We start from the raw sequence: 12687 nt of genomic DNA on the forward strand, positions 1-12687 counted from the left end.
ACAGTTAAAAACCTCTTTAGAATATAAATTCTAAAGGAGGTTTTTCCGTTGATAATTTAGAACTTCTTCTATAGATTTTTCAAAAGGAATAAGAGGAGACCATCCTACATCTAATAGCAATGAAGGTTTAATAACATCTATTTTTTCCTTTTTATTCTCCAAAGACTGTATCTCTATATCTACAAAAGATAGTGCTTGAAGAGTATCCGTGATCTCTTTTAAGTATCTAGGCTTCCCCGATGAAATATCATAAATTGTACCTGCCTTTCCGACATTGAAGAGCTTATCATATGCACGTATGGCATCTCTTACATCTACAAAATCTCTCTGTGCAAACAAGTTATTTACAGTAAGTACTCTCTCTGTATCATGCAATTCCATTGCGGCTACTTTTTTTGCCAGTATTGAACATACCCCATTAGAAACCCCAGGTCCTATTAAATTGGACGATTTAACAATAACGATATCCATCCCGTAGAGTAATTCCCATGATTGAGCTATTAATACTTGAATCGTTTTACTTAAACTATAAGGATGTTGAAGAGAAGAAAATTTACTTAAATCAAATTGCAGAGCTGATCCTATAATTATTATTTTACAATCAATATCTTCTTGCCTAATTGCTTCGATTAGAAGCGCTGTGGACATTGCGTTTGCCTCAAGGGAAGTAATTGGATCCGTCCATGATTCTTGGACGTGGTTTTGTCCTGCTAAATGAAGTAGTCTGTCCGGTCGCGTCTTTTGAATTAAATTTTTCACTTGATATTTATCCGATAAATCGCATTGCTCTAAACGAATTCTTTCATCAAATATTCGTGACATGGGGCTTCTTGTTACTGCAATTACCTCATATCCCGCCTTTTTGAAGTAATGACATGCATGAATTCCTGTAAAACCATTTGCTCCTGTTATTAATAATCGAGGTTTACTTTTCATGTTAGCATACACTTACTATCAGAGTATGGATTAATCATGATAATTTCACCCTTATTATTACTATCGAAAAAGACAGATATTACCCCATCTTCACGTTTCAGTACTTGCCTAGGACCATATACAATAGCATACCTCAAAATAGTAAAAGATTGTCTATAAAGCTCATAAAAAAGCCTTATGTATGACTTCGCAGTCGATTTGGACAAACCGCGATGAGTTGCTTTAAAGGAATCGTCGTTCTTGTTAGGAAGCTTTCTGTATATATTTGCATAAACATCAGAATTGCTAGTAAATATGAGCTTCTTCACCTTTGATTGGGCTGTAACGATTGTTTTCATATTTAATCTCCCTCTAGTTTTTCCTTACTATATGCGGACCCAATTGCAGCTTACTGGACACACGCCAAAAATCGTTCCAAATACATAAGCGAACAAAAACAAAATTCAGGAGAAAATAAAGTGTTTACCAAAAACAGGACAGAATCGGGAGTGTTATACCATTATTTATAAAGCAATAAAAATAAGAAAAATCGGGCAAAGAGACGCCCGGTCCTTTTAAGAAGAGTAACGAAATGCCGTGGATTTCCGCTACGGCGGACGCTTTTCGTGGGCATGGCTTCAGTCTCCTTGTCACTGCAAAGACACTGGCCAAATAAAGTTCGGCCGGTGTCTCTCCTGCGGCTCCTTCTGCTCATGCACCTGCCGCTTCGCTTTCGGTGCAGAAAACATCTGCTATTCCCGCTGAAGTCGCCACCTACGCTCTAATCAACTAATATGAATCTATTCATAATTGCAGCTGTTTATAAGTAAAATGATGAACATTTGAATAGTAAGCGAAACAAAGATAGCATGACTACTTCTTTTACTCTATTTCTAAAAAGAGAAAAACTTGCTCAAAAGATTCGACTCATCTATGTATTGTAGGAACTTTTGCTGTATTTATTTAAGAGAATTTAGCGCGACGCATGAGACTCCTGCGGGATAGTGAGACAGACGAGACCCCGCACGAAGGAGGAGGCTCGTCGCTCGCCCGCGGAAAGCGAATGCCAAAGCGATAAATTCTCTTAATGACTATTTGATAGAAAATTTATTAGAATTACACTTTTTCAGTGGACTCGAAGCGAAGAGACTGAGGCAACACCCGCGGAAATCCTCCGCTTGTAACGGAATCCATTCTATAAATTTATATACTTTCTTATTCTTGAACAAAATCGAATCGCAGGAGTAACGCTTTTTCTGCCACTTCCACATAATTATAAAAAGCGTGACCTTAAAGTCCTCTTTGAACTTTTAGATCACGCTTTTCTTTTACAAATATGAGGACATGTTGCACAATACTTATCACTATTAGTTAAATGAGAATAGCAGCAAGTACTTCTTTTCCGAACTTCGTTTTCATGCACCTCATAATAAAATCTTGTTAATGGATTTACGTCGTAATCCCCGAAAATTTCACCTGAAGCTCGATAAACAATGAATCGAAAATCTTCTTTTGAACGAAAGGTTACCTCTGAAGGCGTACCTTCTTCCATTAATACTGTTTCATATAACCAATATATGTATACAGATATATTTTCCCAAAGGATCAACTTAGACACTTTTGTCGTCTGTGAAAGGAGATCCAGTATAGGGGATAAATGCCCTTTAAAAAGAGTTTCTATACAATTTGTCCGCCATTTCTCTCTATCCATCCGTAAAGATTCCGACTCCAAACTATGAAAATGGAAATTTGGTAGCCATAGTTTTTCATTATCATCTGTTTCTATGGATATATTTTCGAAATTGACATTTAGTTTTTCGTTCCAAGCAGTCATCGCATATAAATATATTACTGATAAAAAAGCATACCGTTTCACAAATAAGGACGCAGCAACTTTAGAATTTGAAGACTCAATATGATGGCTAAGAGTATCTAAATATTTCCTCATAGATTGTTCATATAGAAGATTGCTTACTTCTATAGAAAGTGTAGACTGCATTTTTTCCGTAGTAAGACGTAGTTTGCGTAACTTGTTTATCTTTAGATCCAATTACAACACTACTTCCTTTAAAATACATCTACCTTTTCCAAATGGAATACATAACGGAGTACCAAACAATGGATCCATTGTTATCTGACAATCCATACCAAATACATTCTTCACTAAAGGGCAACTGATAATATGCTCTGGTTTCCCTTGTGCATATATTTTCTTGTCTTTAATCGCAACAATATTATCGGCATAGCGACATGCTAAATTTAAATCATGCAGTACCATTACAATCGTTCTATGCTCTTTTTCATTCAACTCATAAAGTAAATCTAGAATTTCTATTTGATGCGTCATATCTAAATAAGTTGTTGGCTCATCTAATAATATGATGTCCGTATCTTGAGCTAAGGTCATAGCAATCCACGCTCTTTGACGTTGGCCCCCCGATAAAGAATCCACCGGACGATCTTTTAGATCTTCAATTCCTGTAGCTATTAATGCACTTGTTACTTTTTCTTCATCTTCTTCTGTCCATTGCTTTAACCAAGATTGATGAGGATATCGACCTTGTTTTACTAACTGAAGGACAGTCAATCCCTCGGGTGCAACAGGTGATTGAGGAAGAATAGACATTTGTTTTGCAACGTCCTTTGTAGACATTTTAGAAATAGCGTCTCCTTCTAACAAGATAGCCCCCATCTTAGGTTTTAACAACCGAGCGATAGAACGCAGGAGTGTAGATTTTCCACAGCCATTTCCACCAATAAACACCGTAATTTCACCTTTAGGAATTTGAAGATCTAATCCATCGATAATAATACTATCCCCATATGAAAGGGTTAATTCTTTTGTCTCAATCGCTTGCTTCATATCCACCACTCCTTTTTCCAAAATAGCTACAAAATTATTTATGCGTTCCGAGTTTTAAACAATAAGTAAATAAAGTAAGGTGCTCCTATACCCGCAGTAAACACTCCTGCCGGAATTTCAAGTGGAGAAAACAACGTTCTTCCGATTAAATCAGCTAGCATCACTAAAATACCACCAATGAATGCGGAAACAGGTAATAACGCTCCAAACGAAGAACCTACTAATCTTCTTGCCATATGAGGTGCCATTAAACCTACAAACCCAATTCCTCCTGCAAATGCGACAGAACCACCAACAAGTGCTGTACTAATTAATAATAATAAGAATCGATGACGCTGAATTCGACCTCCCACACCAGTCGCAATGTCATCGCCAAGTTCTAAAATATTTATGTTCTTTACCATGAACAATGCAATTACAATAAATATGACTGTCCACGGCACTAATATTGCTACATTGGTCCAGTTGGAACCGTACACTGTTCCTGTAATCCAAATATTAGCCTGACTTGCTCTATAAATTGGCCCTAATATCATCATTAGAGTCGTTAATGCTTGCATAAGAGCTGAAATTCCTATTCCTATTAAAACGATTCTAATTGGTGATACTCCATTTTTCCACGCTAGAAAATACACAATCATCGCAATAATTCCTGCGCCAGCAAAGGCAGCTAAAGGAAGCCACTTTATGCTTACGGTTAAAGAATTATTAGTATCACTAAAGAAGGCTAAAAAACTTACAACAGCAACCGATGCTCCACCAGTGAGTCCAAGAATATCAGGTGATGCTAGGGGATTCCGAATCATTCCTTGGAGTATTCCTCCTGCTACTGCTAATGCCATCCCGACTGTTAGTGCAACAATAATCCTTGGTAGTCGAAAGGACTGAACGACTAATGTCTCCATTTCTGTTCCTCCACCAAAAAACACTTGAAGAACGGTTAATGGGCTTAACTTCATATCGCCAATTCCAGTGCTCAAAACAAAAATTGCAGCAGCTATTATCACCAAAGCTATTAAAACAATCGTTGCTTTTTTATCTAAAAGAAAGGACACTTTCCCTTTTAACATTCTAAAATTCTTATATTGACTCATCGTGCATTAAACCCCCTTCTCGCAATGTAAATAAAGAATGGAGTTCCAATAATAGCTGTCATCACACCAACAGGAACCTCCTGTGGCATAATGATGTATCTCGCCAGTATATCAGCCGCAAGTAAAAGTATGCCTCCTAAAATCCCGGAAAAAGGTATTAGCCAACGATGATCAATTCCAACAATAGATCTCGTTACGTGTGGAATAACAATACCGATAAAACCAATCGGACCTGCAATAGCTACTGAACCACCTGCCAAAAGGATAACAATAATAGCAACCATTATTTTTAAGAGTCCTGTATTCAAACCCAATCCTTTTGCAACATCTTCTCCCATCGATAAAACGTTCATCTTAGAAGCAATGACGAGGGATCCAAGCCAACCAATCACTAAATAAGGTAATACAGTAGTTAGAATTTCCATTTTTCTACCTTCAACAGAGCCAGCTAACCAAAACAAAACTTGCTCGAAGGCAGCTTCATTTATTACAAGAAAGCCTTGAGTAAAGGAAGCAAACATAGCTGAAATAGCTGCTCCAGCTAAAGTTAATTTCATCGGAGTAAGTCCTTCTCTACCTGAAGAGCCAATCGTATAAACAGCTAATGCGGCAACGGCCGCACCAAAAAAGGAAATCCAAGTAAAAGCTTGTAGATTTCCTACTGAAAATAGAGTTACTGCCAAAACAACTGCAAATCCGGCTCCTGCATTTACACCGAAAATCCCAGGAGAAGCTAGAGGATTTTTCGTAAGAGTTTGCATAAGCACTCCAGAAATAGCCAAACTGCTTCCTACTGCAGCTGCAATTAAAGCACGTGGTAATCTTACTGTTTCAATTACTATATGTTCATTTGAACCATTATTATTTTGAAAAGCGTCCAAAACCATTCTCCACGTTGTATCAGTATATCCGTAAACAATGCTTGCACACATTAAAAGTATTAATAAAGAAATGGCTATTAAAATACCAATTAATCTTTGCCCATTATTTTTTAATAACATAACAAAAACCTTTCCAATATCTTTTCTATAAATTACACACTTAAGTCTATTCCATCATTATATGTACTGTCAATGAGTTTGAAAATCATTTTCAATTAAACATTGACATGTTAATAGGATAGTCTTATGATATTAAAAGTATTGAAAATGATTATCATTAACAAGAACTTAGGAGGCATTTTTTTAGATGAAATCTTTTAAACTAATATTCACTCTTATTTCTATTATGAGCTTATTATTATTGGCTGCATGTGGAAATACAGAGGAAAAAGCTGACAAGGCTGAAGATACAGGCAATAAAACAGAAGATACAAGCTATACAGTTGAACATGCAATGGGTTCAACTACTATTGAAAAAACACCTGAAAGAGTAGTTATCCTTACAAATGAAGGTACAGAAGCACTTCTTGCATTAGGTGTAACACCTGTAGGAGCTGTTCAATCTTGGTTAGGTGATCCTTGGTATGATCATATTAAAGATGATATGAAAGACGTTGAAGTAGTAGGCGTTGAATCAGAAGTAAATTTAGAAAAAATCGCGTCATTAAAACCTGATTTAATTATCGGAAACAAATTACGTTTAGAAGCTGTATACGATCAATTAAGTGCAATTGCACCTACTGTTTTCTCTGATACTTTAAGAGGAGACTGGAAAGAAAACTTTAAATTATATGCAAAAGCATTAAACCTTGAAGAAAAAGGAAATGAAGTTTTAGCTGAGTTTGATACACACGTAGAAGATGTTAAAGCAAATCTTGGCGATAAAGTCGATCAAGAAATTTCAGTGGTACGTTTCATGGCAGGAAAATCTCGTATTTACTATACTGATTCCTTCTCTGGAGTAATTTTCGATCAATTAGGATTTAAGCGTACTGCAGCACAAGCTGAGCTATTCGCAGCAGATAACAAACTTGGTAATCTTGCAATTGAGGTAGGTAAAGAAGTAATTCCTAAAATGGATGGAGATGTTCTATTCTACTTCACATATGCACCACAAGGTGACCAAGCTGCACTTGACACAGCAAAAGAATGGACAAGTGATCCACTTTGGAAAAATTTAAATGCTGTAAAAAGTGGAAATGTACATGAAGTTAGTGACGCTGTTTGGAATACAGCTGGCGGAGTTTTAGCCGCTAACTTAATGCTAGATGAAATTGAAGCTATTTTCGAAGCTAAATAAAGAAATTTGAAAAACCAGGGGTTCAGTTTACCCCTGGTTTTTTTACTTTATAAATTGTTTGATTCACCTCGTCAAACATACTATTTAATTGAAAAATTTCTCTTGGCGCAACGTATTAACTCAAAAAAATACAGCCCTACCTAATAATTTAGGAAGAGCTGTGCTTTCTTTAACTTAGTTTTACTTTTTATTATTGTTTTTATTTTTGTTTTTATTATTGTTTTTATTAGATTCTTTTTGATTTGGTTCATTTTGATTTTCAAAATTGAAACCTTCACCAAACTCAGCTTGATTTTGATTTTGATTTTGATTATTATTTCTGTTATTGTTGTTAGCCATGAATGTTCACCTCCTTGACCTGTATATCTTGTTCCATTTGGATAATATTATGCTTACTTCATCAATTTTTTTGATTTTACTCGAATATTTATCCTTCATCTTTTGCTCTTTTAGTAACTACTTCTATATCTGCCTCTTCAGCAAACTCTGTTTGTAAACTGGCTCTCTGATAGTAATCAATTCTTTCATCAGAATTGGATGTTTTCTTATCATAAATTCGTTTACTCATATAGCGATGAAGTAATAACTCACCTATTATAAGAACTAAAGCAGATATAGTAGAAGCGGTCCCCAATGCAATCTGCTGATTAAATATAAAAGATCCCACTATCCAAATTACTGCGATTGTCAGAACAAAATCAATTATTAAAGCTAATATATTTCCACTACGGGGTAAGATAAGTATATCGCTCACAAAACCAATAGCGGTTAATAGGATGCTTATTATTAAAATATTGGTAAAGTTAATACCGTAATACCAACCTAAAATAACCGATAAAACAGCAGTGATTATGATAAATTTTATGATTAAAGATTTGAAATACAATAGCTTTTAACTCCTTTCAATATTGGATTGTTATTGATTTTTTTCGTTAAGCTTTGTATAACTTGTAGTGTTATTCCTTTCATTTTCAATTTGTTTAGCGAACCACTCATTTAGTTCGTTATAAGTCAGTCCTGAATTTGCATTTTGCTTTTTTACTTCCTCAATTTTTGTACCAACAACCGTGAATTTAGGTTGGATATTTTCCATCTTTAACTCATCTCCTATTACATTTTTTAATCTCCTTAGGTTAACCAATAGAAAAATCATCATGCATTAAATTTCTTTTCTTGTTATTGGACTGAAAAAAAACAAAAGCACCTGTCTTTGCCCGATTGTAGAAGAAATTATCTATAAATCCAGATTTAGATGAATACATTCTTTTTTCTTATAATGGAAGGGAGACTAGTGAGTTCGGAAAAAGCCACTCGCTTTCCGCGGACAAATCGCCAAGCCTCCTCCTCGCTACGCTCGTGCGGGGTCTCGGACGCTCCGTTTTTCCGCAGGAGTCGAGCAGCTTTTTCCTCTATGTATTTAATCAAGGAGTAGTTTGCGATGATGTCCTAAAAAAAGGGCAATGAAAACCCTTCTTTGTTTTGATAAATACTTTTTCATTTCTAGAAAATCGTTGAAAAAGGCGACACTCCTGCTGGAATAGCGTTAGTCGAAGACCCCGGAGCGAAGCGAGGAGGCTGAGGCAACGCCCGCGGAAAGGGAGCAGTTCCAGCGATTTTCTTATTTATTGGAATATTAGACAACATCATCTGGCAACGTCGAATTATAAATCGAGTAGGAGGGAGTGAATAACTCCCGTCCTCTCACACCACCGTACGTACGGTTCCGTATACGGCGGTTCAATTAAGATGAATAACGCAAGATTTCATAACGAGCTTGCAGACTTTTGAGCCCTTGGTTACTCCAGTAGGAGTTGTTAAGGGCTCTGCTTAATATTGGACTATTGGAGATTCTCCAATAACCTTTGCGAGTATTTCCCCATTCAAATGCTTTTCCATCTGGAATACCTAATCGGATGAGATTTCTCACTTTGGTTCTGGGTTTCTTCCAATTCTTCCATAGACACATACGAAGTCTTCTGCGAATCCAACCATCTATTTCTCCGAAAATTAATTTCGTGTCCGCTAACGCAAAATAACCACACCAACCAATTAAATAACGATTTAGTTGTTCAATGCGATATTCCATTGGATACGGTTTCTTCCTGGAGGTGATTTCCCGGATTTTCTTCTTCATTCGTTGTAAACTCTCTTTTGCGATACGAACCTTTGGTTCTTTATTAGAAGTATAACTAAATCCCCAAAATTTACGTTTCCAAGGACGGTCCACGGCGGATTTCTTTTCATTTACCTTCAATCGAAGTTTTCTTTCAATGAATGTTTGGACACTTTCCATGACACGTTCGCCCGAACGTTTAGATTTCACATAAATATTACAATCGTCCGCATAACAATAGCTCTAGATCCATTGGTACTATGACCTCGGCTGACTTCTGATGGTTCAGCTACTTATCATTAAGTAGGTTATGAAGGGCACTTCACGTTTCCATCAGACCTCCCCGGGTAAGCGTATGCACTTTCTCTCCATCTATCCGCCTCATTTACTAAACCTATCCTTCGACAGAAAGGACTTTGCGTTGAAATGCACGCTCATCCAAACAGACCTAGCCTTATATGAGATTCGTGTTCCTCGGACCGGAGATTTGCCGCCAGCTTCCTTCAGATTCCACGTCACCATGGACACCCTTGCTCTTGGCTAACCACTACTTCTGCCTTCGTGGCTCAGGACTTGCACCCTATAGTTCATACGCATGCCGGCGCACATTAAAAGGTTTCAGGAATGTCCAACATTCCCGAAACCTTTTGTCTTCAATATGAAGTGAATTGATATAATCCATTCACCTATTATGATTGTTAAGATAAGCTACCTTGGTATTGTAATTCCTTTACTGACATTTGATCAGCTTTTCCGTCTAATATGAACTCAACATCTTTCAATGTTTGTGCCAAAGCTACCGCTTTTCCTCCCCCTGTGTAAGCCTCCGCAACAAAAAATGGTTGTGTAAAATATGCTTCTAAACGCTCTCCGCGATTATATACTTCTAATTCAACATCAGGTATTTTTTCAATTCCGTGAACATTTACGATCGATCGTAATTCTCTGTATCGACGAAGTAATTTCTGCGCACGTTGTCTTAAGTTGAAGTGACGTTGATCAACATCTACACCTTCTAGAATGGATGATGTGGAGTAAATTGGATGTACGGCAGGATATTGATGACGTGTCGCTAAGTCGGCATCTAATTGCCATACGGTTTCTAAAGGACCATAAGGAATATCCTCATCAACAACCTCACCCGAAAGGTCCAGTAATATAGTCGTAATATTAGAAACTCCTTCTGTTGCTAATTTCTCTTGAAGATCTAAAAGTTCTCCAGTAACAATGTAACTTTTATCAGTTATAAAAATTATATCTCCATCTAACTCTGTCAATTTTGCAAATGTATCTTCAATGTTTGTCGTAACAAAATCTGCTAATTCCGTTGTCCCCTCCAGCACACTGTGTTCAGCTACTGGTAATAAAAAAACAGTCGTGTAGTCTCCTTTTTTAAAACGATGCATCAATTCAGCTAGAATAACTACTTGCCCCATACCCGGGCGAGCAACTAATCCAGTTGTTCCCCCTTTTACTAGCGGTGCAAAGAAATCCAATGTTTTAATTTGTGTTTCAATCATATTCAATTTCTCCCCTCTTATGATTAACTCATCCAACGTACAATTAGCTAACATTGCAAGACCTACTAGTGTTCTTACTTCTGCTTTTCCCAAATCAATTTTTCCTGTACATAAATTTGATACAGTTGCTGGCCGAATACCTATCGATTTTGCCGCTGTTGTTAGGTTTGGAACCTTTCTTCTTAATAAAGCTACATTTAGTCGTATAGAATCCATAACAATTCTCCTCCCTTACTTTTTATAGTAATTAATTTTTCCCTTTAACGCAACGATAATTTCTTTAAAAAGTAATTTTTTTTACTCTTGAAAAGTATCTAGTAAATATAATCAGGTTCTTACACAATATAATATTGTATAAGAACCTGATAAAAACTTTCATATTTAGTTACTTATTGCACACTTATCCATTGGATTACTTAAATTAGTCAATGAAAAAATGTTGTCTAGTAAAAAAGAAAAATAATATATACTTTTCATCATAACCTCTTAAACTTTATAAAAAATTTATTAAACTTTAATAAAAGAAAGAAGGAATAGTAAGCCTTTATGCGGAATTATACTTTACTATACTAAAGGAGGTTTTGTTTGCATATGTCACATTTTGTTACTCGTATAGCAACAATAGAGATTCCGGTAAGCAATTTAAATAATTCCATTAGTTTTTATACAGAAGTATTAGGTGTTCAGACCGATTTTAAAGGGGAGAATGCGGCTATGCTTTCTTTTCACCAAAAAGGAGTGCCAACTATTTATTTGGTAGAAACGAAGAACTTCCAGCAACTGTCCTTTAATAATATACATTCAAATGTCGAGCATAGTGTTATTGATTTTTACACTCCCACGTTAAAGGACTTTTATAACTGGCTTGAAAAGAAAAAGGTGGAAGTCGGTCCATTGAATATTAATGAAGAAGGCATTGGCGGCTTCGGTTTCAAAGATCCTGATGGAAATCAGCTAAGTGCCTGTAATATAGAACATTGGGGACAATAATGAAGCATTCTTGTATTAAAAAAAGTACGAGGTATATAAGCCTCGTACTTTTATTTGTCTTGATTACTTTACAATTGTGCTTAATGAATTGTTAAGTAAAAACATCACTTTTTCATTGAACTGGTTTGGTGCTATTCGAGACATTTCATCAATTGTCTTGTATTGAATCTGATGGAACTGTGGGTGTTCTTCAATACCTCTTAAAATATTGTTTAATATTCCTCTTGCCTTTTGATTCATCAATATATCTGAGAAAGTACTGTCTATTGAGAATACATCATCAGTTATAGTTAGCTCCTTTACTTCTACATTGAGTAAATTCGGCATTTTAAACCAATCAGTAACTGAATAGATGTCTACTTCGACAAGATTTTGTGCACTATCTCCCTCTACTGTTTCTGTGATTACAGTTGATTCACCTTTTTCTTCGGTTGAAGATTCTGGTTCGGGTTTTGCTTCATTTTCAGTTTCCGGAGCCTCAGGTTTTTCCTCAGAACCTGGTGTTGGAACTTTTTCAGGTTCTTGAACTGGCACTAATGGCACTGGCACTAGCTGTAATTGAGCAGCCTGTCCATCCATTTGTGCTTTAGCTTGTTCTATAATTGCATCTAAATTAGCTAAAATGGCAGCTTCTTGTTCACTGTTATCGATTTTCATCTCTAATTTTAATTGGTCTGCATAGTCTCTTAAAGCTTCAATCTTATTAGCTTTTTCATTCTGAGTAAATTGCTCTAAATTTGCTTCTGCATTTTGCTTTTCTACTTGTAATTGATCCTTTAATTGCCCCATAAGAACAGCTTTCTCTAACGCTATAGCCGTATCTATTTCTTCAATAGATTCTTGCTTTTTATTATAAAACCAACTAGTCATTAAACTTTGAATATCTTGATCTGCTAAAGCAATTTTTACACCACTTCCAAGGCCAATACTTAAAAATAGAGCTCCAACAACGATTGTTATTTTTTTGACCAGGTGCTTTTTTTTGTATTTCTCGAGTCTATTTATCATGTA

Annotated in this window: 13 protein-coding genes and 1 pseudogene; 2 read left to right on the forward strand and 12 right to left on the reverse strand. The window is 36.1% G+C overall.

Annotated features, from left to right (window positions below):
* Positions 1 to 30 precede the first annotated feature (30 nt).
* The 6 genes from FG384_RS01535 to FG384_RS01560 form a co-directional block, all read right to left on the reverse strand.
* On the reverse strand, positions 31 to 936 hold the full coding sequence (locus tag FG384_RS01535; protein ID WP_142640790.1) for an NAD-dependent epimerase/dehydratase family protein: 906 nt from the start codon (positions 934 to 936) through the stop codon (positions 31 to 33).
* Positions 933 to 1274: an NAD-dependent epimerase/dehydratase family protein gene (locus FG384_RS01540; protein WP_142640791.1), complete on the reverse strand. Its 342-nt coding sequence runs from the start codon at positions 1272 to 1274 to the stop codon at positions 933 to 935. Before FG384_RS01540 ends, FG384_RS01535 begins: the two co-directional genes overlap by 4 nt.
* Positions 1275 to 2230: 956 nt before the next feature.
* Positions 2231 to 2965: an IucA/IucC family C-terminal-domain containing protein gene (locus FG384_RS01545; RefSeq protein ID WP_142640792.1), complete on the reverse strand. Its 735-nt coding sequence runs from the start codon at positions 2963 to 2965 to the stop codon at positions 2231 to 2233.
* On the reverse strand, positions 2966 to 3778 hold the full coding sequence (locus FG384_RS01550; protein ID WP_205961725.1) for an ABC transporter ATP-binding protein: 813 nt from the start codon (positions 3776 to 3778) through the stop codon (positions 2966 to 2968).
* 38 nt (positions 3779 to 3816) lie between these two features.
* Positions 3817 to 4872 (reverse strand): FecCD family ABC transporter permease, encoded by a 1056-nt coding sequence (locus tag FG384_RS01555; protein WP_142640794.1) that lies wholly within the window; start codon positions 4870 to 4872, stop codon positions 3817 to 3819.
* Entirely contained in the window at positions 4869 to 5873 is a 1005-nt protein-coding gene (locus FG384_RS01560) for a FecCD family ABC transporter permease (RefSeq protein WP_142640795.1), read from the reverse strand. Before FG384_RS01560 ends, FG384_RS01555 begins: the two co-directional genes overlap by 4 nt.
* A gap of 187 nt (positions 5874 to 6060) precedes the next feature.
* Here FG384_RS01560 and FG384_RS01565 point away from each other — a divergent pair, with 187 nt between their 5' ends.
* A complete protein-coding gene (locus tag FG384_RS01565; protein WP_142640796.1) occupies positions 6061 to 7053 on the forward strand; it encodes an ABC transporter substrate-binding protein in 993 nt (330 codons plus the stop codon).
* 180 nt (positions 7054 to 7233) lie between these two features.
* Here FG384_RS01565 and FG384_RS19670 read toward each other — a convergent pair whose 3' ends face one another.
* The 5 genes and pseudogenes from FG384_RS19670 to FG384_RS01585 all read right to left on the reverse strand — a co-directional run bounded on the left by FG384_RS19670 (position 7234) and on the right by FG384_RS01585 (position 10902).
* Positions 7234 to 7392, reverse strand: a complete 159-nt coding sequence (locus FG384_RS19670) for a hypothetical protein (RefSeq protein ID WP_166462346.1) — start codon at positions 7390 to 7392, stop codon at positions 7234 to 7236.
* 88 nt (positions 7393 to 7480) lie between these two features.
* Positions 7481 to 7939 (reverse strand): DUF2512 family protein, encoded by a 459-nt coding sequence (locus tag FG384_RS01570; protein WP_142640797.1) that lies wholly within the window; start codon positions 7937 to 7939, stop codon positions 7481 to 7483.
* Positions 7940 to 7969: 30 nt separating this feature from the next.
* Positions 7970 to 8146 carry a hypothetical protein gene (locus FG384_RS19675; protein WP_166462347.1) on the reverse strand — a complete coding sequence of 59 codons (177 nt, stop codon included), beginning with the start codon at positions 8144 to 8146 and terminating at the stop codon, positions 7970 to 7972.
* Positions 8147 to 8794: 648 nt separating this feature from the next.
* Positions 8795 to 9400, reverse strand: a pseudogene (locus tag FG384_RS01575) (group II intron maturase-specific domain-containing protein); the annotation flags it as partial.
* Positions 9401 to 9864: 464 nt separating this feature from the next.
* Complete coding sequence (locus tag FG384_RS01585) at positions 9865 to 10902, reverse strand: F0F1 ATP synthase subunit beta (RefSeq protein WP_142640800.1); 1038 nt, start codon at positions 10900 to 10902, stop codon at positions 9865 to 9867.
* Positions 10903 to 11277: 375 nt separating this feature from the next.
* Between FG384_RS01585 and FG384_RS01590 the strand changes: the two genes are divergently transcribed.
* Positions 11278 to 11676, forward strand: coding sequence for a VOC family protein (locus FG384_RS01590; protein ID WP_142640980.1), 399 nt, complete (start codon positions 11278 to 11280; stop codon positions 11674 to 11676).
* A gap of 63 nt (positions 11677 to 11739) precedes the next feature.
* On the opposite strand, the gene FG384_RS01595 is transcribed toward FG384_RS01590, so the two are convergent.
* Positions 11740 to 12684, reverse strand: a complete 945-nt coding sequence (locus tag FG384_RS01595) for a hypothetical protein (protein ID WP_142640801.1) — start codon at positions 12682 to 12684, stop codon at positions 11740 to 11742.
* Between the last annotated feature and the right edge of the window lie 3 nt (positions 12685 to 12687).

It is taken from the genome of Psychrobacillus vulpis (assembly GCF_006861825.1).
In the GTDB taxonomy this organism is placed as follows: Bacteria; Bacillota; Bacilli; order Bacillales_A; family Planococcaceae; genus Psychrobacillus; species Psychrobacillus vulpis.

Coding starts and splice junctions, on each gene's coding strand:
- FG384_RS19670 (WP_166462346.1), bottom strand. CDS start 7,392: ATGGCTAACAACAATAACAGAAATAATAATCAAAATCAAAATCAAAAT.
- FG384_RS01585 (WP_142640800.1), bottom strand. CDS start 10,902: ATGGATTCTATACGACTAAATGTAGCTTTATTAAGAAGAAAGGTTCCA.
- FG384_RS01590 (WP_142640980.1), top strand. CDS start 11,278: ATGTCACATTTTGTTACTCGTATAGCAACAATAGAGATTCCGGTAAGC.
- FG384_RS01555 (WP_142640794.1), bottom strand. CDS start 4,872: ATGAGTCAATATAAGAATTTTAGAATGTTAAAAGGGAAAGTGTCCTTT.
- FG384_RS01560 (WP_142640795.1), bottom strand. CDS start 5,873: ATGTTATTAAAAAATAATGGGCAAAGATTAATTGGTATTTTAATAGCC.
- FG384_RS01535 (WP_142640790.1), bottom strand. CDS start 936: ATGAAAAGTAAACCTCGATTATTAATAACAGGAGCAAATGGTTTTACA.
- FG384_RS19675 (WP_166462347.1), bottom strand. CDS start 8,146: ATGGAAAATATCCAACCTAAATTCACGGTTGTTGGTACAAAAATTGAG.
- FG384_RS01565 (WP_142640796.1), top strand. CDS start 6,061: ATGAAATCTTTTAAACTAATATTCACTCTTATTTCTATTATGAGCTTA.
- FG384_RS01540 (WP_142640791.1), bottom strand. CDS start 1,274: ATGAAAACAATCGTTACAGCCCAATCAAAGGTGAAGAAGCTCATATTT.
- FG384_RS01550 (WP_205961725.1), bottom strand. CDS start 3,778: ATGAAGCAAGCGATTGAGACAAAAGAATTAACCCTTTCATATGGGGAT.
- FG384_RS01595 (WP_142640801.1), bottom strand. CDS start 12,684: ATGATAAATAGACTCGAGAAATACAAAAAAAAGCACCTGGTCAAAAAA.